This window comes from Paenarthrobacter sp. NyZ202, from assembly GCF_049860755.1.
Lineage (GTDB): Bacteria > Actinomycetota > Actinomycetes > Actinomycetales > Micrococcaceae > Arthrobacter.
Genome location: NZ_CP187556.1, coordinates 2935158 through 2958665, shown reverse-complemented (window position 1 = coordinate 2958665; position 23508 = coordinate 2935158). Strand labels below are relative to the sequence as shown.

The following is a 23508-nucleotide window of genomic DNA, read 5'->3' as shown; positions in this document are numbered from 1 at the left end:
GGTCCCGCGTCGAAACTGGAGGTGCAGTGGCAATCTTTACGGACCCCATCAGGGAACACGCTGATTTCGGGCCTGGAGATGCCGAATGGCTGCACCTCCTGGTCGGCGACTGGCAAATGGTCGCCGACCTCGCGTTTGCCGACCTTGCCCTGTGGTTCCCGCACCCGGAGCTTGGATACATCGCCCTCGCCCACGTCCGTCCCTCGACATCGCATACGGTGTTTCATGCGGACTTCGTGGGCGAGGGCATCCGTTCCGATCTGCGGCCGCTGGTTGAGAAAGCCTGGAACAGCCGTTCCATAGAGCGTTCCAGCGAGACAAGCTGGAGCAGCGATATGGCACTGCGCGTCGAGGCGGTGCCCATGGTGCGCAACGGCAGGACGCTGGCAGTGGTCACCTCGCACATGGACCTCTCCAGTTCCCGCATGCCCTCACGTCTCGAGCTGACTTACAGGCAGTGCGCCTACGACCTTCTCCGCATGGGGACCTTGGGCCTGTGGCCGGACTTCGCATCACCCACTGGGTCGCGTCGTGGCGCACCGCGCGTGGGCGACGGCCTGATACGGCTTGATGCCGATGGCGTAGTCCAGTACGCCAGTCCGAACGGAGTGTCAGCCTTCCGCCGGCTTGGCGAGGTGGAATCACTGGAAGGCAGGTCCCTGGCTGAGGTGACAGCAGGCCTGCTCAAGGACCGCCGGATGGTTGATGAAACACTGCCGTTGGTGGTCACAGGCCGTATGCCGTGGCGCAGCGAAATTGAATCCAGGGGAGTCAGTCTTTCCTTGCGGGCCATTCCCTTGCGCGATGAACAGCATCGGTTCGGGGCGCTCGTCCTGTGCCGTGATGTTTCGGAGCTGCGGCGGCGCGAAATGGAACTGGTCACCAAGGATGCCACCATCCGCGAGATCCATCACCGGGTCAAGAACAACCTGCAGACAGTGGCAGCACTCCTCCGGATGCAGTCGCGCCGCATGGTGAGCGACGAGGCAAAGCAAGGTCTGGAGCAGGCCATGCGGCGGGTGGCGACCATCGCCCTGGTCCACGAGACCCTGTCCCAGGGCCTGACGCAGAGTGTCGACTTCGATGAACTCATTGGTCGGCAGTTCCGGTTGTCGGCCGAGGTAGCGTCGCCGTCGCAGCATGTTCGCACCGAGCGATCAGGCTTGTTCGGCGAACTGCCGAGCGATTTCGCAACACCTCTGGCCTTGGTCATCAATGAGTTGGTTACCAATGCCGTTGAGCACGGGCTTGAGGGCCGGACCGGTACGGTCTGGCTGCTGGCCGACCGTGCGCCAGGAGATGGGAACGATGAATTCCTCACAGTCACCGTGGCCGATGACGGCGTTGGGCTGCCTGACGGGCAGTATGCCGAGGGCCTAGGGTTGCAGATTGTGCGCACACTGGTCACCAGTGAGCTGGGCGGAACCATCCAGTGGCGTGCCCGCGAAGGCGGGGGAACCGCCGTCGATATCGTTCTGAACCTTGCGCGGGCTTAAGGTCGGCAAGACGCAGGATGCCGTTGTTAAATGACTAAGGCTGCGGACCATGGTCCGCAGCCTTAGTTTCTGGTGTGCCTGCCTAGGAAGCGCGACGGGCGCGTGCTGCACGCCGCTTGAGGGCGCGCCGTTCGTCTTCGCTCATGCCACCCCAGACGCCTGCGTCCTGACCGGACTCAAGGGCCCACTGCAGGCAGGTGTCAACGACGGGGCAGCGGCGGCAAACGCTCTTGGCTTCCTCAATCTGCAGAAGTGCTGGTCCCGTGTTGCCGACTGGGAAGAAGAGCTCCGGGTCCTTGTCGAGGCAGGCTGCGCGGTTACGCCAATCCATGCTGATCAGTCACTCCATTCGTGAGAACTAGGGGAGCCGTCTTGTGAAAACATTCACGAGAGGCTTCAAAGGAAAGGGGCCCGCATGGGCCCCCTTGGTCGTCTGAGTCAAGCGTTTCATGTTAACGCCTTGTAAACAAGGGGTATTAGTCGTTGAAATGCCCGGAATCCGTGAGCGATGCATCACATCAGCCGCCACTGCCCTCACCGCTAGATGACTATGTCCGGTAGTGTGCCAGTGTGTCAAGACCTCCTGAAAACCCTGCTCAACCGGACCATGGACCGGATCCAAGCGATGGCGCCATCGGGCGCTCCGACAGGGGCGGTTCGTCCGGTGCAGCGGGCAGCGCCCGACCTCCCGGAGTTGTTGTCATCTCCGTTGTTGTCTTGCTGGAGGCCCTGGCGTTGCTCGGTGCTGCGGCATGGTACGCGTTCGAACTTATCTCCGGGGCCCCGGTGCTCACCTTCTGGGGTGCCGTCTTCACACTGGGTCTCTTGTTGGTTTTCGCGGCCTGGTTGTTCGCTGTTGGACACTTCCTGTTCAGGGGGTACCGATGGACCCGCGCGGCTGCTTTGGTGGCCCAGCTTTTTGTCCTGACCATCGGTTTTCCGACGATGACCGGCGGACTGGTCCTTCCCGGGTTGGCCATGATCGTTCCCGCCCTTGCAGCGCTCGTTTTCCTGTTCACCAAGGACGTCATTGCCTATGCTTCCAAGGTGGGGGGAAGCACCGCTGCCTTGTAGGCCACCCCCGTGGACCAGGTTCTGCAGCCCGTGGGTGGTGCCGGGTCAAACGGTATACGCCGCTTGGAATGGCTGCAGCCGTCCGTGCTGCACGATGTATCCCCTTCCCGCGCCAGCTCCGGGGTCGGCTTCCAGCCGGATGTTGAAAAAGTCGCCGTCCAGGGGCGAACGCGGCATAAGGACCGCACCTGCACCCGATGATTGCGCCTCAACTGCCAGGGGGAGCCGCTGGACGAGCGTTGGCCCGGATGTTGCGGTCAGCACTAGCCCACGCACCTTGTCTTTGAGAAAGGCCAAAATACGGCGTCCGTCTGCACCCAGCTGATCAGCGTCGTCCAGTTGAAGAACGCTGGAGCTATCCAGGGTTCCGGCCTCGGCCGCGGCGGCCGCGGCCGCAAGGAAGGCTTCGGGGGAGCGGGGGTCGTTGGAGGCGATCCATGGAACGCCGGGATTCAGCTCCCGGAGGGCCGCCAGCAGGGAGCTCTTGCCGGAAAGCCGGCCGCCGAGCACGGTACATATACCGCCGGGCGGTAGGGGCAACGCAATGGGCACGGCGTCGTCACCTCCCAACCCAACCCATAGATCCAGTGGGCCTGTCGAGGTTCCTGAGGGGGTGACCATCCGGGGGACGGGGGCCACATCAGGGTTCTGTGGTGCTCCGAAGGTGTTGGCCATGGCGGCGTGGAACTGTTGACGGGTCACCGTGCCGGGCAGGGGCCGGACCCGGAAGGGCAGACTGGTTGCTGGTGCGAGGCGCCTGAAAGGCCAGGTTCCCAAGACAGGTGGAGAACGGAACTGGGCGGCCGCAGCGGAGCCCCCCACGAAGCTACCCATGGTCCATGCCCTGCCGGGAACGGGATCTAGGTCCGGAATGCGTGGCCAATGGAACCGTGATTCTTCCGTGGAATCTGCTGGGAAAAAGGCGCGGTTGGGTATCGACCCGAAAAAGCGGGCGCTCACAAGTTCCCTTTCTCCGGACACGAGCACCGTGACGCCCACTGCGGCACCGTCGCGGACGATATCCCTGAAGAGGTCTTCGGCCCAGGCCGACCGGCACTCGCGGAATGCTGACGCCCAGGAACACCAACCGGTGACTACCAGAAGCAGCGCCGGGGGTTTCTGGTGCGAACCCGCGGCAGCCCGGCGACGGGCCATTTCGTCCGCAAGGCGTTGGAGTACCTTAAGCGCGAGGGAAACCTGGTGAAGTCCCACCAGGGCCCCGATGGAGTCAGGAATCCCCGCGGTTGTCGAGGTGGCGTTCACTGTGTCCGGATTCTCAGTGCCCGAATGCTGGCTGTCCGGATGCTGGGTGCCGGGATGCTGAGTGCCCGGACCCTGAGTATCCGGATGCTGGGTGCCGGGATGGAAAACGTCGGGGAACATTCCGTGCGCGTCCAGGATGTAAAGGTGGGGTTCTGTCCCTTGTGCTGCTGCCAGTGCAGCGGCTGCCCTGAAGGCCTCAGGCATTCCGCTGGAGATGCTCCCGATCATGGCGAGATGCCCCTGGTGGCAACACCAGGCCAAGACCTCCAGTGCCTGTTGTTCGGGCCGGTCCAGGACACCCAGTACGCATCCCCGCCCGGGATCCCGTGCCTCGCCGAGGACGGCCTGAATGTCCTGGTCCCAGGGAACAGAAGAAGGAAGCGGTTCTGCCATGGGTGGAGGGGGGAGTTCCCTTTCCAGGCCACGCCAGGCAATCGTTGTTCCGGCGATGATCGTGTCTGCCCCTGCCCGGGTTGCAGTTGGATCCTGGCTGGCCGTTGCAGGCCGGGTGCCCCCTGCCACCTGGAGCAATGCCTCCGCGGCCGATCGAACAACCACGGTTCGTTGCGTCCGGCCCGGAACCCCCGGGGATGCAAAGGGTGACCGGCATCCGCTCCCACTGCGATCCGTCGTGTCCAAGGTGGCTGCTTGGAATTCCTCCGGCTGACCCGCAGCTCTTGCGAGGAATGATCGCCCTGGAAGAGTAATCGGGATCGATGCTGCAGATTTTGACCTGATGATGTCCATCGATTCAGCGTCGGACTGGACACGGAGTGCGATGCTGGACGTCACGTTGGCGCGGATGTCCGCCGTCACTGCGCCCTGGGGCCGCTGGGTAGCCATGACCAGATGAATGCCCAGCGACCGCCCGATCGTGGCGATCCGCATAAGCTCAGCCAGGACCGCTGGCGCGTCATCAACAAGCATCCTGAATTCGTCGATAACGATCACCAAGGAGGCGATGACCGGGTCAGAGGGAACCCTTCCTTGCCGGTATTCCACCAGCGCGGATACGCGGGCTTCAGTAAAGATTGTCTCGCGCCGACGGATCTCACCACGCAGTGACGCCAGGACACGGCCCAACGCCTGCCCGCCGATATCGGTCACCATTCCCACGCAGTGTGGAAGACCACCCAGGAGTCCCAGCCCGGAGCCTCCCTTGAAATCAACGAACAGGAACTGCAGGACATCCGGTGGATATCTCAGGGCCATGGACGCCACCAGGGTTCTCAGCAGTTCAGACTTGCCCGAACCCGTGGTTCCCCCGATGAGGAGGTGCGGGCCGTCCGTGTGGAAATCGAATTCCACCTCACCCTGGGCATCCACACCCAGAACAGCGCGGAGGCCGATGTCCGCGTCCGATTTGGTCCAGCGCCGCTGGATACTGCGGGCACCCGCTGGCAGGAGGGTTGGCAAGGGGCAATACGTGGGGACGCCCGCGACGGGCAGCTTTCCATCGGAACCTGCCCGGCCGATACCGCGGGCAAACCGATTAAAGGCCTGTGCCGGCACCAGGTCGGGAACAAACTCATGCCGTGTCGTGCCGTCAACCATCAGCGCCGAAGTCCCGGCCGTTCCCAGTTCCAGGACGACATCGGCTTTCCAGGGGTATTCGGATCCCATCGGGGCGTGAAGTACGACGCGCCAGGACATCGCCAAGGCGGTTTCGACAAGCGACCCCGGCTCTCCCGGTTCCCCGAGAACCGATGGGTCAAGGATGACCAGCATCCCGCTGCCCTTTCCCCGGAAGGAGTTCAGCGCGGACAGGGCGGCAGATCCATTCGCCGCCAGACTCCCTGCGGGCAGGAACCTGGCTGCGGAGGGCAGTCTTTCGTGGTGCCCGGCCACAATCAACGGAGACCCGGGCGCGTAGAAGGCCATCTGCATCAGGATGAATCTCACCAAGGCGTCGACGTGTCCGTTGCTCCCGCGGAGAGCCACTGCCTTGTGGCGAGGGTCCAGCGTGACTGGAACAGTCCCGATGGAAGGTGGCACGAACCTGGGATCGTCGGGAACGACCGCGATATTGGCCCGGGCATCGGAGAGGCCGAGCCGCAGCCACACATCGCGCGGTCCCGCACGGTGATCCTGACGGTCCTCCTCCGGCTGAAGGGCGGCAAGGGGCCTTATGGCAGCGCCCGGGCGGCTGTTGCCGCCCGGGCTTGAGTGGAAGGATGCAGCCAGCACAAGATCGGCCGCCGACGGCGAGCCGCGCTCCCGGCGTCGTTTGTCCCGGGCAGCAGCTTCGGCCACGTCCTGCGCGAACTCCCGGCGTGCCCTGCGGGTAGCCAGTGCCGGCACAAGAAGGCTGACGGCTGACATCACCGTGAAACCCAGGAACATCCACATGCCCGTAGCCATGGCAAGCCCGACACCTGCCAGCAGCGGCAAGCCGGCAGTTGCTGCCAAAGCCCATCGGTTTCCGGCGGGGCGGACCCTGCGGACTTCCATAGCGGATGCCACCGAGCGTCCCGCTTCAGCAGCTATGTCCGGGCCACAAGGAGTACAGGTGTAGGCGGTAAAGGTGGAGTGGCCTGCCTTGATGAGTGATTGCGAAGTGACGGTGGTGGCCTCGGTCATGACGCCATCCACGAAGACCGGGTTACAGCGTCCTGTGGCTGCTAGCTCGAGGGCAGTGCCGGACATGCGGAGTACCGCGTGGTGCCGGGACATTCCAGGGTCGGAGACAGCGATGTCTGCGTCACCGCGTCCGATGCGGTAGGTCCCGCGGACAAGGGGAAAAACGGAACCCGCAGCCGGCCCCGAGTGCGCGAGCAACAGAAGCCGTGCCGTGCTGGTCTGTTCTGCCCGCGGTTCTGCCCCGTTGACCAGGACCGCGCCTGCCACCAACGGAGGATTCCCCACCGTGAGCCGGGAAAGCTCCTGGCCGTCGACAAACAGGGTGCCCACTCCGCGGGCATCCTCAAGGGCAACCTGCAGCGCTTCCCCGGAGGTGCCCGGGGCAACTTCAAGGGACAGTTCCTCCACTGCTCCGGGGTTTGCGGCGGCAGGGCCGTGTACGAGCGTGCACTCCAGCGTCACGGGTGTCCCTTCAGGTAGGTGGATTGTTCCATCAGGCTATGAATGACGGCAGCGGGGTGCTGTTAGGCTGTTGCGCTATGTGGAAAACTTCCGCAACTCCGTGCCCCGCGGCCTTGACGCGAGGGCATTGCGTCTCGGCTAAGATGAGACTCGTTGTCGCGTGTGCTCAATGAGGAAGGACCTTCACCGGTGATAGTGGTTGCAGAGAGCGCCGATGTTTCGGACGAGGCGCAAATTGGTGAGGGATCCAAGATCTGGCATCTGGCCCAAGTCCGTGAGAAGGCGGAGTTGGGAGCCAACTGCATCGTAGGACGGGGTGCCTACATCGGTACCGGCGTCAAGATGGGTGATAACTGCAAGGTCCAGAATTACGCGCTGGTCTACGAACCTGCGGAACTGGAAGCAGGGGTCTTTATCGGACCTGCGGTGGTCCTTACCAACGATACTTATCCGCGGGCGGTCGGCCCCGACGGCAGCCTGAAAAGCGCCCATGACTGGGAACCCGTCGGCGTTACCATCCGCGAGGGTGCCTCCATCGGAGCCCGCGCTGTCTGTGTTGCACCCGTAACGATCGGCCGTTGGGCCACGGTTGCCGCAGGAGCGGTCGTCGCAAAAGACGTACCTGACTTCGCCTTGATGGTTGGTGTCCCCGCCAAGCGGCACGGATGGGTCGGAAAAGCGGGATTCCCGCTGCAGCGCAGCGGTGATGCCTGGGTTTGCCCTGAGACCGGCGCCAAATATGTTGAAGAAAACGAAACCCTTCGAGAGGTAGAGGCATGAGCCCCGAATTCATTCCCCCCGCCAAACCCATCATTGGCGACGAAGAGCGTAAAGCCGTGGAGGTTGTCCTTGCCTCGGGACAGCTCGCGCAGGGCTCGGAGGTTGCGTCCTTCGAGCAGGAGTTCTCCCAGGTCCTCCTGGATGGCCGGGCGGCCGTCGCCGTTAACTCCGGTACCTCGGGCCTCCACCTCGGCCTCCTCGCCGCAGGCATTGGTGCGGGCGACGAAGTCATCGTTCCGTCCTTCACTTTCGCAGCAACCGCCAACTCCGTGGCATTGACAGGCGCTACTCCCGTATTTGCCGACGTCGATCCGGTCCACTACACGCTTGACCCGGCCTCCGTGGAGTCGAAGATCACCGACCGCACGGCGGCGATCATGCCGGTGCACCTCTACGGCCACCCTTTTAACGTAGACGCCATTGGGGCCCTCGCCGCCAAGCATGGAGTCAAGGTGTTTGAGGACGCGGCACAGGCGCATGGTGCTTCGGTCAACGGGCGCAAGGTGGGTACCTTCGGTGACTTTGCCATGTTCAGCCTCTATCCCACCAAGAACATGACATCGGGGGAGGGCGGCATGGTCAGCACCGGGCTGGCTGACGTCGAGCGCCGCCTCCGCCTTCTGCGCAACCAGGGCATGGAGCGCCAGTACGAAAACGAGCTGGTGGGCTTCAACGCCCGCATGACCAACATCCATGCAGCGATCGGCCGCGTTCAGCTGACCAAGGTTGAAGCCTGGACCAAGACCCGCCAGGCAAACGCTGCTTTCTTCGACGCCAACATCGAAGGTGTTGTCACGCCCAAGGTCGCCGAGGGCTACGAACACGTCTACCACCAGTACACCGTCCGGGTAGAAGAGGACCGCGACGGCTTCGCCAAAGCCCTCCGCGAGGAATACAACGTCGGATCGGGTGTTTACTACCCCATTCCAAACCACAGGCTGGCCCCCTTCCAGACTTCCGACGACCTTCCTGCCACGGAGGAAGCAGCAGCCAGCGTGTTGTCGCTGCCGGTACACCCGTCCCTCAGCCAGGATGACCTGGAGCGTATTGTCGAGGCCGTTAACGCCGTCGCAAAGGCAGGCAGCTAGTGGCGAACCTCCGCGCAGGGCTCATCGGGTTGGGCATGATGGGACGCCACCATGCCCGGGTCATTCGTGAACTTGACGGCGTTGACTTGGTCGCCGTCGCGGATTCGTATGGCGACCCGCACAATGTAGCCGACGGTTTGACGGTTTACGGCTCGGTCGAAGAGCTCATCGCCCAAGGGATCGATATGGCGGTTGCCGCCGTGCCCACGATCCTGCACGAGGAAGTAGCCCTTCAGCTCGCTGAAGCCGGTGTCCACTGCCTGGTGGAAAAGCCCATTGCGAACGACTCCGAGTCCGGACGCCGCATCGCCGAGGCCTTCGAAGCCAAGGGCCTCGTGGGCGCGGTAGGGCACATCGAGCGCTTCAACCCCTCATTGCAGAGCCTGCGGGACCGTCTTGGCAATGGCGACCTCGGTGAGGTCTACCAGATCAGCACACGGCGACAGGGGCCGTTCCCGGCCCGCATCGCGGACGTCGGAGTGGTCAAGGACCTGGCCACGCACGACATCGACCTCACGGCATGGCTGGCCCAGAGCAACTTCGTCAACGTTGTTGCCCACACGACCTCCCGCAGCGGCCGTGAGCACGAAGACATGGTCACGGCAATCGGCCACCTCAAGAGCGGTGTGGTCACCAACCACATCGTCAACTGGTTGTCACCCATGAAGGAACGCACCACGGTGGTCCTTGGCGAACGTGGTGCCTTCATCGCCGACACGATTTCGGCCGATCTGACGTTCGTTGAAAATGGCACCTTCCAGACCGACTGGGACTCCGTGGCAGCTTTCCGTGGCGTTTCAGAGGGCTCTTCCACCCGGTTTGCCCTTGCCAAGCGCGAACCGTTGAAGATGGAGCACGAGGCCTTCCGGGACGCTGTCCTTGGCAAGTCCATGAACATTGTCACCATGGCCGAAGGCCTGGAGACCCTGCGCGTTGCTGAAGCCGTCCTGGATTCGGCCAAGTCAGGTGCTGTGATAGCACTCTGAAACGGCAGGCCAGCCATGGTTTGCGATGGGGGAGGTTGGCTGTGGGCCAGCCTCCCCTCGCCGTTTCCGGGGGCTGATGACCAGTGCCCGGCACTGGTGCCGAATCGGGGAACCCGCGGCACGTCGGGTAGCCTTGACCAGTAGACGTGGGCACTTCTGTGCCCGCACGCCAATACACAGGAGAGTTTGTGAACGCTGATCTCGTCGTCGTCGGCTCGGGTTTCTTTGGCCTGACCATTGCAGAACGCGCCGCTACCGAGTTGGGGCTGAAGGTTGCGGTTCTGGATCGCCGCCACCATATTGGAGGAAACGCCTACAGCGAGAATGAGGAGAAGACCGGAATCGAGGTGCACCGTTACGGGGCACACCTCTTCCACACCTCCAATGAGCGTGTCTGGGATTACGTGAACAACTTCACCAAGTTCACCAACTACCAGCACAAGGTCTACACCAGCCACAAGGGCGAGGTGTACCCGATGCCCATCAACCTGGGCACCATCAACCAGTTCTTCCGTTCGGCCATGAGTCCGTCCGAAGCCCGCGCACTGATCGCGGAGCAGGCGGGCGAGCTGGCGGGCACGGATCCGCAGAACCTGAATGACAAGGGCATCCAGCTGATTGGCCGCCCGCTCTACGAAGCATTCATCAAGCACTACACCGGCAAGCAGTGGCAGACTGATCCCAAGGATCTGCCGGCGGAGATCATTTCCCGCCTCCCTGTCCGGTACAACTACGACAACCGCTACTTCAACGACACGTACGAAGGCCTTCCGGTTGACGGCTATACCGCGTGGATCGAACGCATGGCGGATCACCCGAACATCGAGGTCATCCTCAACACTGACTTTTTCGAGGACGGCGAATTTGGCCGGTCCTCGGTCCTTGGCCAGGTCCCCGTCATCTACACGGGCCCGGTGGACCGGTACTTCGACTATGCCGAGGGCGACCTGTCATGGCGCACCATCGATCTTGAAGAAGAAGTCCTTCCCATCGAGGACTTCCAAGGCTGCGCTGTCATGAACTATCCCGACGCTGAAGCGGCATATACCCGCATCCACGAGTTCCGGCACTTCCACCCCGAGCGCGACTACACCAAGGACGCGACCGTCATCATGCGTGAGTTCTCGCGTTTCGCGGAGAAGGGCGATGAGCCTTACTACCCCGTGAACACCGCCGAAGACCGCACCAAGCTGCTGGCCTACCGCGATCTTGCGCGGGGGGAAAAGTCGGTACTGTTCGGCGGCCGCCTTGGCACCTACAAGTACCTTGACATGCACATGGCCATTGGATCCGCCCTGTCCATGTTCGACAACAAGATCAAGCCGCATTTTACCGGCGGCGCCAAGCTTGAAAGCGGCGGAGTCGACGCATGACCGCCACGAAGAACGAAAGCCAGGAGACTGCCATGACGGCCACCACTGCTGCTGAAGCTCCGGCCTCCACCAAGGATGGCCTGAGGATTGTCCAGCGGGTTGTCTTCCCGGCCAACCGGGACCTCGACACCCTTCCCCTGTATGTCGATCCGGACACCAACAAGGTCCGCAAGCAGGACGACAACGGCGGCACAGTGGTCCAGGCCGTGGGAATGGCCCGGAAGCTGCATCCCGAGGACATCCTGGACCGCGGGTCCGTCCAGGTCCGGCGCGGCGAGCGTCTTTCCTTCGGTTCCTATTTCAACGCGTTCCCGGCCAGCTACTGGCGCAAGTGGACCATCGCCACAAAGACCGTTCTCCACATTGAGACCGAAGGTGAAGGCACGGTCATCGTGTACAGGTCGAACGCACGCGGTGCTGCCCAGCGCGTCGACTCCATCCTCGTCGAAGGCAACGCTTCCAATGATTTCGAACTGACGCTCGCGCCATTCGGCGACGGCGGCTGGTACTGGTTCGACCTCATCGCAGGCGGCGAGGGCATGACGCTGCGCAGTGCGCATTGGGCCGTACCGGATGAGGGCCGTCCGCAGGGCAAAGTGACGCTTGGCGTCACCACGTTCAACCGCGCTGACTACTGCCTGGAGACGATCAAATCGATCGACGCCGATGCCGGCTTGCGCGGGATCCTCGCCGAACTGATCATCGTGGACCAGGGCAACAAGAAGGTGGCAGACGAGGACGGATTCGACGCTGTAGCCGCCTCCATGGGGGACCAGCTCCGCATCATCAACCAAGGCAACCTTGGCGGCTCTGGCGGTTTCGCCCGGAACATGTATGAAATGCTCGTCTCGGACAAGAGCGACTACGTCATGCTGCTGGACGATGACATCGAACTGGAAACGGAAGGCGTCCGGCGTGCAGTGGCATTCGCGGACCTCTGCCGCAAACCCACCATCGTGGGCGGTCACATGTTCGACATGTACAACAAGTCAGTCCTGCACGCCTACGCCGAGGTAGTGAACTTCTACCGCTTCCTGTGGGGCCCCGTTGAAGGCCTGGGCAACCACGATTTCTCCGCGGAGGGCCTGCGGTCCACCCAGTTGCTCCACCGCCGCTGGGATGCCGACTACAACGGCTGGTGGATGTGCCTGATTCCCAAGACGGTGGTCGAGACGATTGGCTTGTCCCTCCCCGTTTTCATCAAGTGGGATGACGCGGAGTACTCGCTTCGTGGACGTGCAAACGGATTCCCGACTGTGACGCTTCCCGGTGCGGCCGTATGGCACGTCTCCTGGGCGGACAAGGACGACTCCGTGGACTGGCAGGCGTACTACCATGAGCGGAACCGGTTGATCGCCACCTTGCTTCATTCGCCGTTCCCCAAGGGCGGCCGCATCTTCCGTGAAAGCCTGAACACCGACATCAAGCACCTTGTTTCCATGCAGTATTACCCTGAGCAGGCCCGCATCATGGCGCTGCGGGACGTGCTGGAAGGGCCGGGCAAGCTTCACGAGCAGCTTCCGAGCACCATGCCGAAGCTCCGCGCCATGCGCGATGATTTTGTCGATTCGCAAGTGAAGACCGATCCCGGGGCATTCCCGGAGGTTTTCCGGAAGCGTCCGCCGAAGAAGCCGCAGACCTACAAGCAGCCGGGCGCACTGGGCCTGCTTCCCTGGGCTGTCAAAACTGTACTCAAGCAAACACTGGCACCGGTCCGCGATGCTGCCAGGACCAACCCGGAAGCCCATGTGGCACACCAGGATGGCAAGTGGTGGAGCCTTGCGCACTTGGACAGTGCGGTGGTCTCCAACGCCGATGGCACGGGCGCTTCGTGGTACCAGCGTGATCCCAAGTTGGCCCGCCGCCTGCTCGCCGAGACCGCCCAGTTGCATGCTCAGCTCTTCTCCAACTGGGAAACTCTGCGTGCCCAGTACCGCGCTGCCCTTCCCGAGATCACCTCCATGGATTCCTGGCGGGAGACGTTTGACGCTTCGGAGCCCACAGACTAGCGATGTCTAATTCCACTGATACATACGCAGTACCCGGGGTTGGCGCCGGACTGCTGGACGTCTTCCGGCGTCGGTACCTGCTCAAGCTGATCGTCCGCAAGGAGCTCAGGGTCCGTTACCGGGGATCGGTCCTGGGCCTGGCATGGTCATATGTAAAGCCGCTGGTCCAGTACATCGTGCTGTTCCTTGCCCTCGGCATTGTCCTGCGGGTGGGCGACCAGATCCCCAACTATGCGTTGTACATGTTCTCCGGCGTCATCGTGGTCAACTTCTTCACGGAAGCCTTTTCCAATGCCACGCGCTCGATCGTGTGGAATGCCGCCCTGGTCAAGAAGATCTACCTGCCGCGCGAGCTTTTCCCGGTCGCTTCGGTGTGGGTGGCGGCGGTCCATTTCCTGCCCCAACTGGTGGTGCTGCTGGCTGCGGCCCTCCTGAACGGATGGCGTCCTGATGCCATGCAGTTGCTGGGAGCGGCCCTTGGCTTCGTGATAGTAGCCATAACTGCCACAGGCCTGGGCTTGCTGGCAGGCGCGATCAACGTCTTCTTCCGGGACGCCGAAAACATCGTGGACATGCTGATGATGGTGGTCACGTGGACATCGCCGGTGCTTTACGACTGGACCATGATCCGTCGTCTCGCCCCGGACTGGGCGTTGACGATCTATCAGTTGAACCCGGTCACAGTGGCTGTGGAGCTTTTCCACTGGGCCTTTTGGTATCCCACGGTGGACCGGCCCGTTGAACTGCCGCCGCACTTGCTGATGACCGGTTTCGCCGGCCTGGGCATGGCTGTCCTGTTCCTCATCATCGGCCAGCTGGTGTTCCGCCGGCTCGAAGGCCACTTCGCGCAGGAGGTCTGAATGGGCGCCGCAATTATCGTCAAGAACCTCAAGAAGACCTTCAACCTTCGGCACTCGCACTCCCTCAAGGAGACGCTGGTGTGGCTGGCCAAGGGACGCAAAGGCGACCTTTCCAGGAAGTTCGACGCCCTCCATGATGTGAGCTTCGAAATCCAGCCGGGTGAAACGGTGGCCTTGCTCGGATTCAACGGTTCGGGAAAGTCCACGCTGTTGAAGCTTATTTCCGGGGTGATTCTTCCCGACAAGGGAACGGTCCGCACCAAGGGAAGGGTTGCCGGCCTTATTGAGGTAGGTGCAGGCTTCCACCCGGACCTCTCCGGCCGCGAGAACGTCTTCCTGAACGCCGCCATCCTGGGCATGACGGAAGACGAGATCAATGAGAAATTCGACGAAATCGTCGCCTTCTCGGAGATTGAACAGTTCATCGATACTGAAGTGAAGTTCTATTCTTCCGGCATGTTCCTGCGCCTGGCATTTGCCGTGGCCGTTCATACCCAGCCGGATATCTTCCTGGTCGATGAGATCCTTGCTGTGGGCGACGAACCTTTCCAGCGCAAATGTCTGGCCAAGATCAAGCAGCTTTCCGACGAGGGGCGGACGTTGGTTGTTGTCAGCCACGATCTCGACATGATTTCGCGCATTTGCGACAGGGGAGTTGTGCTGTCCTCGGGGACTGTCCAGTTCGAAGGGCCCGCAGACCAAGCTGTGGCCTGGTTGCGGGAACGCAACTAGCAGGCATCAATGCCCACGTCGTCTATCTGAGGATGGCCGGCAAGAGCATCTAAGAAAGGCGATCGTAGGAATGGGTATCGGCCCACTGCTGTTGTGTGTACTCCTGATCGTAGTGTTGTGGTGGGGACCCGGTTGGCTCCTCGGCGAGGCGCTTGGGGTACGCAGGACTCTCCTGCCTGTTGTGGCACCCTTGCTCGGCATGGGGGTCCTGACGGTCATCGGCGTCACTGGAAACTCCCTGGGCATGAGCTGGGATCTGCTTCCGGTAACGGCGGTCCTGCTGGTTTTGGCAGGCCTCCTCTTCGCGGTCCGTCTGGTGCTGCGGCGCCGGTTTCCCGACAAGTTCGGCCACGGAGTCCGCGAAACGCCAAGCATTTTTGGCAAGCACCGGTTTGCAGGTTCGTGGTGGATCATGCTCGCCGGCCTGGTCGCCGGTGGAGCAGTCGCAGCGGTCTCGTGGATAGTCGGCACTGAAGGCCTCCTGGGCATCAACCAGGACTGGGACATCCCGTGGCACGCCAACATGATCCGGCTGATCTCCGTGAACCATGAATGGGATCCTTCCATTGCGGGCAACTTCGCCTACTACGACACCACCATTCCGGAGGCTCCGATCCGGAGCTATCCAATTGCGTTCCATGCGGTTCTTTCCCTTTTCTGGCCGCTGAGCAATGTCAGCATTCCGGTGTTTTTGAACGTTTTTGTCCTGGTGATGATGGCCATCCAGTTGCCGCTCAGCACCATGGCCCTGACGATGCTGGTGACCCGCCGTCCCATCGCCGTTGCTGCAGCGGCGGCCGTTTCCGGCTGGTTCACGGTGTATCCCTACGACCTCCTGTGGCGCGGACCGTTGATTCCGTTCTTTGCAGGGATGCTGCTGGTGGGCCCGTTCGCATTCCTGGCGGTGAAAGGTGCGCTGGAGGGGCAGAAGTTCTGGATCATCGGCATCGCTTTTGGTGCCGTCGGCGTCATTGCGGTCCACCCCTCGCTTGCTTTCGTTGTCCTTCCCATCCTGGTCTTCTGGTTCCTCTCCGCGCTGATCCGCCGCAAGGGCAGGGTACTGGGCATCACTGTCTACCTCGCTGTGTCAGGTGTCCTTGCCGCAATCCTGGGACTGCCGATCATTGCGCAGATGCTCAAGGAATCGGCACGTGTCTCAAAGCAGGTCTGGGCTGCGGATACCGACCGGAACGGTGCAATCCAGAACATCATTTTCCTCAATCACGGTTCCATGGCCATGCCCATCCTTACCGCACTGGTGGCCCTGGGATGCCTCGCAGTGGTTCTGCGGATCCGCATGTGGTGGTACTTCGGTCCTGTGTTGGCCTTTGCCTTCCTTTCCGTCTACACCATGGGTACCGACAATCCCCGTTTCATGACTCTGACGGCCCCCTTCTACGATGACCAGTGGCGGATTTTCGGCATCCTGGTGATGCTTCTTGTCCCGCTGGCAGGACTGGGCGTCGCCCAAGCCGGGGAGGCCGTTGAGTGGCTGGTCAGGAAGCTTCGTCGTTCCCCGGCTGCTGAAACCGGCACCCGAACGAAGCGCCGACCCAACCACATCATCACGGCGGCTGCGTCCGCCGTCGTACTGTTGGCCTGTGGTGTGGCAGCCATCCCGTACTTCAAGCAGAATGCCCAGAGGATCAACATCAACACCAAGGTGGATGGTGCCACACTGAGTGCGTCAGAGGTAGGCCTGCTCAGCAAGATCGACCAGTACGTGCCGCAGGATGCAACTGTGCTCAACGACTCCTGCGACGGATCAGTATGGATGTACGCCTTGGGCGACAGAATGCCCATGATCCGGCACTTTGAAATTCTTCCGACCAACCGCCAGTTGCTGGTCCTGCAGAAGTTGCCGGAGCTCGCCACCGATTCCGAGGCCCGGGCCGCGGCAGCAGAACTCGGCATCGAGTGGGTCTACGTGGCAGATGGCCGGATCCGGGCCTGGGATGAGCCGAAGCCTGGCCTGACCCAGCCGGACTCCATCCCGTTCCTGGAGCTCGTGGTGCGCGAGGGCAACGCTGCCCTGTACCGGCTCGACTGGTCGCAGCTCCCGGGTGGAAAAGCGGAGTTCGACGCCGCAGCGAAGGACCGCGTGCAGCTCGACGGCGTTTCCGGAATCCTTGAGAACAAGAACCCCGATGGCATCGCCCCGCTTGGAAGGATCTGCTGACCATGAAGGCACTCATCGCCAAGGTACTGGCTTCCAGCCTGTTCCGTTTCCTGGTTGTCGGCGGACTGAGCTTCCTGGTGGACCTCGGCCTCCTGGCTCTGTGTTTCCAGGTCTTTGGCTGGCCCTTGTGGCTGGCAGCAGGAGCCGGATTCTGGGGCAGCTTTTTCTTCAACTACTTCCTCCAGCGCCATTTTGCCTTTGGCGGGGGAGGAACGGCTCTTGGCGGCGTGCTGAGGTACTCCGGTCTGCTCGCCTTCAACACGGTAGCCGTGATGGGCATTGTTGAGTTCTTTGAATTCATCGGCGCCGGATATGTCGTCGGTAAAGTGGTGTCGACGATCGTGACCATGGGATGGAACTACTTCATCTACAAGCACTGGATCTTCCCGCAGAAAAAGCACCCGGAGAACACCAGCCCCATTCCAGAAGGCGGGCCGGACACCGGCGCGCCTGCCCAAAAACTCACCCCTAACAGCAGCGAAGGATAATCGATGTATCGAGGCGTGCGAATAGCCGCGGTAGTGCCGGCGTACAAGGAAGAAAACCACATCGCGACGGTTATCAAGACGATGCCCGACTTTGTGGACCACATCGTGATTGTCGATGACTGCAGCCCCGACGACACGTCGGGCGCTGCGCGCCGCGCCGACGACGGCAGGGTCACCCTCATCCGCCATGAGGTGAACCAGGGCGTGGGCGGTGCGGTCCTGACCGCGCACAAGGCAGCCATGGAACTCGGCTCCGACATCAACGTGGTCATGGCCGGTGACGCCCAGATGGATCCGGAGTACCTGCCGCAACTGCTGGACCCCGTGGTCGAAGGGTATGGCTTTGCTAAGGCAAACCGGTTCTTCTCCGGCGAGTCCTTTGCAGGCATGCCCGGCTACCGTATTTTCGGCAACATCGTATTGTCCTTCATGACCAAGCTGGCGTCCGGCTACTGGCACATCTTCGATCCGCAGAACGGCTACACGGCCATCCGCACGGAGGTCCTGCGTCGACTTCCGCTGAACAAGGTCGCTGCACGTTACAGCTTCGAGAATGACCTCCTGATCCACCTGAACATCCTGGATGTGCCGATTGTGGACGTGCCGATTCCGGCGGTCTATGGCAACGAGGTGTCCAGCATCAAGCTGCGTAAGGTCATCCCTGAACTTTTGGCGATGCTCTTTGGAGGCTTCTGGCGCCGCGTGTGGTGGAAGTACATGGTGTGGTCGTTCTCCGCGGTGGCTCTGCTCCTGATTGCCGGACTGGCCCTGATCGTCATGGGCCTCGGTGTGGGTGCCTGGGTCCTCGCCGCAAGTGTGGGGTCCCCGACGGCAGGCTCGGTGATGCTGGCCGTTGTGCCCTTTGTCCTGGGTGTCCAGATGCTGCTGGTTTCGCTGCAATTGGACATACAGGCAAGCCCGGACAGACCCACAATGCACCCCATGAAGGAACGTGCCTAGCGTTTTTCGTCAAGGGGCACGTTCTTCACCAAGGCGCAGGGCCCGGACGCGACGCGTCCGGGCCCTGCGCCTTTAATGCAGGCTCTCCCTAGGGGAGGGACGTAAAGCCACCCCAGCCCCAACCGACCTGGCTGCGTGAGAGCCATCCGGAGGTGCCGTTGCCCGGGTAGAGGAACAGGTTGCCTCCCGAGTCACGGGCCAGGACGTCATTTTTGCCGTCCCCGTTGAAGTCGCCCGGCCCGACGATGGCAGTCATTCCGCTCCAGCCGCTGCCTACCTGGACGCGGGCAAGCCAACCACCGGTTCCATTGCCCGGGTACAGCCAGAGGATTCCGTTGGTATCCCGGGCCAGTACGTCCGTCCGGGTATCCCCGTTGAAGTCGCCAGTGCTGAGGATGGCTGTCATGGTGTTCCATCCCGTACCGACCTGGGCACTTGAGGCGAATCCGCCGGTTCCGTTGCCAACGTACAGGATCAAGGCTCCGGTGGAGTTCCTGGCGAGGACATCTGCTTTTCCGTCACCGTTGAAGTCACCCGGTGCCAGTATCAGGGTCATCCCGGACCATGCGGTTCCTGCCTGAGTGCGCGTTCCCAGGCCACCTGCACCATTGCCCGGGTAGAGCCACAGGACGCCGTTGGTGTCGCGGGCCAGGATATCGCTGCGGCCGTCTCCGTTGAAGTCCTTGGTAGGCACGATGGCGTTGAGTGAGTTCCAGCCTGTTCCGATTGACCGTTGCGTCAGCCAACCGCCGGTGCCGTTGCCCGGGTACAACCACAGCGTGCCGCCATTGTCGCGGGCCACGACGTCGTTCTTCGCATCGCCCGTGTAGTCCTTCCAGGTATTAACCGGCGGTGCCGTGACGGTGTAGGTCTGGGTGACGATTGCGGAACTGTTGTTGGCCGTGTCCACAGCGAAGTATTTCAGCGTCATCGCCGCGGTGAGCGTGATGGGAGCAGCGTACTTGTTGGCCGCAGTAGCCGTCGGGTTGGTGCCGTTGGTGGTGAAGTAGATGCTCGCACCGGTTTCGTTGACGGAGAGGGTGATCTGCTGGTTGGCAGGGTAGCTGCCGCCGGCAGGCGATACGGAAACCACAGGAGCAGTGGTGTCCAGGACGGTGTATGCCCTGGTGGCCACGGCCGAGGCGTTTCCGTAGGCATCGACTGCGACCGCTTTCACCGTGGTGTTTGCAGTGAGGGTGAACGGTGCCGTGTATGCCTTGGTGGATCCGGTGGCAGAGGTCGCGGGCGTGGTTCCGTCGACCGTGTAGAAAACGGCACCGGGTTCACTGGATGACAAGGTGACCAACTGACCGGACGGATAAGCGCCGGCTGCAGGGGAAACCGTCAGCACGGGTGGCGTGGCGTCCACGATGTACGTCTGGCTACCTCCTGTTGATGCGTTGCCTGCCGTGTCCCGGGCGAAGTATTTCAGGGTCATGGACGCCATGGGGATCGGGCCGGAATACACCGTGCTGCTCGCGGTGGGAGTGCTGCCGTCCGTTGTGTAGTAGATGGTGGCTGCCTCATTGACCGATAGCGTCACCGTCCTGTTTGGGCCATAGGTACCGCCTGCGGGATCGACCGATACTACGGGAGCCGCGGTGTCGGGGGCGAAGACCGTCACGGTCCTGCTGGCGGTGGCGGTGTTGCCGGCGTTGTCAGTGGCCTCCACCGTGAAGGTTACGGGGCCGCTGGGCAGGTTGGTGTAGGACTTGGGCGAGGTGCAGGCCGTGAAGGCGTTCGACCCGGTCCTGCACCTGAAGCCTGCGACATCGGTTGAGGTCGATGCGAAAGCGAACGACGGCGAGATGCCCACTGTAGCGCCTTCTGCCGGTGAGCTGATGGCCACCTGGGGTGGGGTCAGGTCAGCGGTGACTGTCACCGACGCCACGGCACTGATGTTGCCGGCCTTGTCCGAAGCCCTGACCCGGAGGATGTGCTGCCCGGAGGTACCGAGGTTGAAGACGTGGCCATTGCTGCATGCCGTGAAGGTTGTCGTGGAGTCGACGGAGCAGGAAAGCGTGGTGTCAGATTCGGAGGTCACGCCCAGTACCGGCGACCCGCTGACAGTCGCACCGGAAGCCGGTGAGGTGATCACCGGTGCCGCAGGTACCGTCAGGTCCACAGTGAATGACCGTGAGACGGGCAGTCCGGAAGGTGCGGCCCTGACCGAGAAGGTGTAGGCCCCGTTGGCCAGGGAGTTGGCCGGAGTGAAGGATCCACCGGAGCAAACCTGCCATACAGGTGTGGCCGTGCTCAGCTGGAGGCTGCATTCAAGGGCTCCGCCAGGAGGGGTCGAGGCCACCGTAAACGTCGGCGTTGGGTCATTGGTGAAAGCGGGGTCGGGAGCCTGCGCTCCGTTGGCCGCCGTCGGGCCGCTGACAATCGAAGGAACCACGCCGCCCAGGGTGAGCAGCCTGCCCTGTTGCGCCGGCTTGGCCGGATCCAACTGGCCCGGATCTTCCAGGACCAGCAGCTTGCCGTCGCGCATGGAGAGCCCGCCGATCTTGCTGAACCCAAGGGCCCACTGGTTATCAACAGTGTCTGTGCTCAGATCGATACGGGAAATGGTGTCCTTGCCGGCATCTGCAGTGGTTGTGCCGCCGCCTGTTCCCGTGTAAAGCACCAGCGGAGAGTGCCAGTCATAGTAGATGGCGGTGGGCTTCCCCACGTTGTACAGGGGCGAAGGGACGTAGTTGGTGAGCACACCATCGTCCGGTGCTGTGAAGACCGTCAGCCCCGATGTTTCGGCGACGTAAACCACCACGTTCCCGGCGCTGTTCCGATGTGTTGCTGCCAGGCCCAGGGAACTGGAATTGACACTGGCGATGGATTCGATGCTGGGGTGCAGTGCGGTGGGGTGGACGATCTTGACAATGGAGCGCGCGTTGGCGAACGAAAGATAGATGTTGCCGTCCGGTCCATCGCTGACAGCGTTGGGACGGAGGTCGCCGTCGAAGATGGTCAGTTCGCCGTCGTAGACGAAGACTCCTCCGCCCGGGTTCCAGTAAGCGCGGACAACGTCGGAACTTCCGACGGCGGCATCCGGGATGAACGCGAATTCGTCGCCGCTGCCGTGGTTTGCGGGAGTTGGGTCGATGATTGCCGGGGCTCCGGCCAAAGCCGGGCCGTTCTTGTGCCCGGGGAGCGTTCCGCCCAGGCAGGTTGCGGCTTCGAGGCCGCCGGGTGTGGTTCCGGAGGCCTCGGTGACCCGGCAGAAACCGGCGCGGGCGTCTGAAACCCACAGCCGGCCGTTCGGGTCAACCAGCGTTCCCGCAGCCTTCGTCAGACCGGTCGCCACCGTCTGGCGGGCCTGGTCAGCTACGGCGGAAGCAGGCGTCAGTACACCGACCAGCGCGGCCAATGCCATGCTGGCAGCGGCGAGGAAGGCCGTGGCTTGGTGCCTTGGCCTGCCCACCGTGCGGCCTTGGATTGACGACCGGAATTTTCCCTTGGTTCTAAAGCGACCGGCGAGGGCAACACATGCCAAACCATGCTGAAGAACACTGCGATTGCGCGTGTCCACCGAGGAATCCCCACTTCATTCGGATGCTCCCCAGCTCCGCATGCATTGGTTATTCGCCCCACGCCGTTTCCGGCTGCGTCTACGTACATCTTCCACCAATTTTCACATTTGTCACTAGGGCGCAGAAATTTCCCGCCTCGCTGACGGTCGTTGGCGGGGTATCCCTTGACCCGGCAACCGGCCGATCGCACGATGGACGTGGAGGTCATCATGCGCAGACTTTTTCCCTTGGCCGTCCCCCTGGCGCTGCTGCTGGCCGCCTGCACCGTACCCACGACGCCCCCCGGCCCTGGCTCCACCGGCTCCCAGGCAACCAGTCCCGCCTCAACAGCAGGACCCAGCCGTCCGCCGTCGTCCGTTCCACCAAGCCGGGACGGTACGGCAGGAGAGGTTCCGCAGCCGGCAGAGGATGATCCCGGGCGCTTCATCTACGCCTGCACGAGCCTTGACGCTGCCCCGGAGGTTCGGTTGTCGAGCCTGGCCGAAGTGTGGGCAGCGCCAAACTACACGCGGTTCGAGTCCTGCGAGGTGTCCTTCGAAGGGGACGGAAGTTTCGACCCGAGCAACCGCGAGGCCCAAGCGATCGATGCTGCCGCGCCAGGTGGAACGGACGATCCCCAAGCCGTGATCGAGGAGGTCCTGCGCCTTTGCACGAGGATCAGCGATGAAACCGGTCCAGGCGGATTCGCCGAAGCCGGACGGGAGACGTTGTTGGCGGCGGCGGCCATGTGCCCCGATGCTCCGCAGGCAGGGATCATCAATGGCTGGGCCGACGGCACGCGCACAGGTGACGGTTCCGTGGTCGCCGGGGAGTCCCTGCAGCCCGGTTCGTACCAGGTAGTCAAGCAGGGCCCCGCGCCGGGGGAGTGCTCCTGGACGGTGGCTGATCCAGGGGGTGGAACCGTGGGGCGGGGCGGCATGCAGGAAGCCCTTGCGGGCGTCCCGGTTGACGAAGGCCAGAAATTCACTAGTGACAAATGCGGAATTTGGTGGAAGATGTACTAAGACGCAGCCGGAAACGGCTTGGGGCGAATAACCAATGCATGCGGAGCTGGGGAGCATCCGAATGAAGTGGGGATCCCTCGGTGGACATGCGCAGGCGCAGTGTTCTTCAGCTCGGTGTGGCAACCATTGCCCTGGCCGGTTGCTCAGGAACCAACGTAAATTCTTCCCAACCCTCCGGGCTCGAGGCCGCGCCAGTGGACGCGACCGACAAAGTACCCGAGGAACGCCCGGAGCCGTTAATCCGGTACCAGTTCACCTGTACGGCCCAGGACGGCACCATGATCGGCAAGTTCTCAAGTCTGGATGAAGTGTGGGCCTCTACCCGCTACATGCACATCACGGATTGCCAGGTAGCCTACGTTGGCAGCAGCCCGCATGTCCTGACCGCGGAAGAAACCGCGGCGGTCAACACCGCCATCGCCGCGGGTGCTGCCCCGGGGCAGGCATCGGAGCTGTGCCTTCGCATCATCAGGGCCAGTACGCGCACAGATCCGCGGAACCTGGCCGCGGCCTTGTCCGCCTACGGTGTTCCCGTGGTGAAGGGTGCCTTGACGCTGGCACCGCTGGCTCCCCAGGCAGCCCTGCTGACCAGATGGCTGAAAACCGCTGCCACTTAAAGAAAAGGCGCGGATCCCTTGGCGGGATCC

At 62.5% G+C, this 23508-nt stretch carries 17 protein-coding genes; 14 read left to right on the top strand and 3 right to left on the bottom strand.

Annotated elements, in window-relative coordinates; genetic code table 11:
- The first annotated feature begins 26 nt into the window (after positions 1 to 26).
- On the top strand, positions 27 to 1496 hold the full coding sequence (locus ACPFL9_RS13710; protein ID WP_426003320.1) for a sensor histidine kinase: 1470 nt from the start codon (positions 27 to 29) through the stop codon (positions 1494 to 1496).
- An 82-nt stretch (positions 1497 to 1578) separates the two neighbouring features.
- Here the strand turns inward: ACPFL9_RS13710 and ACPFL9_RS13705 are convergent, their stop codons facing one another.
- Positions 1579 to 1827 (bottom strand): WhiB family transcriptional regulator, encoded by a 249-nt coding sequence (locus ACPFL9_RS13705; RefSeq protein WP_003804966.1) that lies wholly within the window; start codon positions 1825 to 1827, stop codon positions 1579 to 1581.
- A gap of 239 nt (positions 1828 to 2066) precedes the next feature.
- On the opposite strand from ACPFL9_RS13705, the gene ACPFL9_RS13700 reads away from it, so the two are divergent.
- Entirely contained in the window at positions 2067 to 2570 is a 504-nt protein-coding gene (locus tag ACPFL9_RS13700) for a hypothetical protein (protein WP_426003319.1), read from the top strand.
- 45 nt (positions 2571 to 2615) lie between these two features.
- Here ACPFL9_RS13700 and ACPFL9_RS13695 read toward each other — a convergent pair whose 3' ends face one another.
- The gene (locus ACPFL9_RS13695; RefSeq protein ID WP_426003318.1) at positions 2616 to 6875 is read right to left on the bottom strand and encodes an FtsK/SpoIIIE domain-containing protein; all 4260 of its coding nucleotides are present in this window, start codon (positions 6873 to 6875) and stop codon (positions 2616 to 2618) included.
- A gap of 162 nt (positions 6876 to 7037) precedes the next feature.
- On the opposite strand from ACPFL9_RS13695, the gene ACPFL9_RS13690 reads away from it, so the two are divergent.
- From ACPFL9_RS13690 to ACPFL9_RS13645, 10 genes are all read left to right on the top strand, one after another.
- Positions 7038 to 7655: an acyltransferase gene (locus ACPFL9_RS13690; RefSeq protein ID WP_426003316.1), complete on the top strand. Its 618-nt coding sequence runs from the start codon at positions 7038 to 7040 to the stop codon at positions 7653 to 7655.
- Entirely contained in the window at positions 7652 to 8743 is a 1092-nt protein-coding gene (locus tag ACPFL9_RS13685; RefSeq protein ID WP_426003315.1) for a DegT/DnrJ/EryC1/StrS family aminotransferase, read from the top strand. The genes ACPFL9_RS13690 and ACPFL9_RS13685 overlap by 4 nt, the downstream gene beginning before the upstream one ends.
- Entirely contained in the window at positions 8743 to 9729 is a 987-nt protein-coding gene (locus ACPFL9_RS13680) for a Gfo/Idh/MocA family oxidoreductase (protein ID WP_426003314.1), read from the top strand. The genes ACPFL9_RS13685 and ACPFL9_RS13680 overlap by 1 nt, the downstream gene beginning before the upstream one ends.
- A gap of 188 nt (positions 9730 to 9917) precedes the next feature.
- Positions 9918 to 11102 (top strand): UDP-galactopyranose mutase, encoded by a 1185-nt coding sequence (gene glf, locus ACPFL9_RS13675; RefSeq protein ID WP_426003313.1) that lies wholly within the window; start codon positions 9918 to 9920, stop codon positions 11100 to 11102.
- Positions 11099 to 13111: a glycosyltransferase gene (locus ACPFL9_RS13670; protein ID WP_426003312.1), complete on the top strand. Its 2013-nt coding sequence runs from the start codon at positions 11099 to 11101 to the stop codon at positions 13109 to 13111. Before glf ends, ACPFL9_RS13670 begins: the two co-directional genes overlap by 4 nt.
- Before the next feature lie 2 nt (positions 13112 to 13113).
- A complete protein-coding gene (locus ACPFL9_RS13665) occupies positions 13114 to 13971 on the top strand; it encodes an ABC transporter permease (RefSeq protein WP_426003311.1) in 858 nt (285 codons plus the stop codon).
- On the top strand, positions 13972 to 14703 hold the full coding sequence (locus tag ACPFL9_RS13660; RefSeq protein ID WP_426003309.1) for an ABC transporter ATP-binding protein: 732 nt from the start codon (positions 13972 to 13974) through the stop codon (positions 14701 to 14703).
- A gap of 70 nt (positions 14704 to 14773) precedes the next feature.
- Positions 14774 to 16882, top strand: coding sequence for a DUF6541 family protein (locus tag ACPFL9_RS13655; protein ID WP_426003308.1), 2109 nt, complete (start codon positions 14774 to 14776; stop codon positions 16880 to 16882).
- 2 nt (positions 16883 to 16884) lie between these two features.
- Complete coding sequence (locus ACPFL9_RS13650) at positions 16885 to 17370, top strand: GtrA family protein (RefSeq protein ID WP_426003306.1); 486 nt, start codon at positions 16885 to 16887, stop codon at positions 17368 to 17370.
- 3 nt (positions 17371 to 17373) lie between these two features.
- Positions 17374 to 18330 (top strand): glycosyltransferase family 2 protein, encoded by a 957-nt coding sequence (locus ACPFL9_RS13645; protein ID WP_426003305.1) that lies wholly within the window; start codon positions 17374 to 17376, stop codon positions 18328 to 18330.
- 88 nt (positions 18331 to 18418) lie between these two features.
- On the opposite strand, the gene ACPFL9_RS13640 is transcribed toward ACPFL9_RS13645, so the two are convergent.
- Positions 18419 to 21748: a chitobiase/beta-hexosaminidase C-terminal domain-containing protein gene (locus ACPFL9_RS13640; protein WP_426003304.1), complete on the bottom strand. Its 3330-nt coding sequence runs from the start codon at positions 21746 to 21748 to the stop codon at positions 18419 to 18421.
- 318 nt (positions 21749 to 22066) lie between these two features.
- Between ACPFL9_RS13640 and ACPFL9_RS13635 the strand changes: the two genes are divergently transcribed.
- Positions 22067 to 22861, top strand: a complete 795-nt coding sequence (locus ACPFL9_RS13635) for a hypothetical protein (RefSeq protein ID WP_426003303.1) — start codon at positions 22067 to 22069, stop codon at positions 22859 to 22861.
- An 86-nt stretch (positions 22862 to 22947) separates the two neighbouring features.
- A complete protein-coding gene (locus ACPFL9_RS13630) occupies positions 22948 to 23478 on the top strand; it encodes a hypothetical protein (protein WP_426003302.1) in 531 nt (176 codons plus the stop codon).
- Positions 23479 to 23508 lie beyond the last annotated feature (30 nt).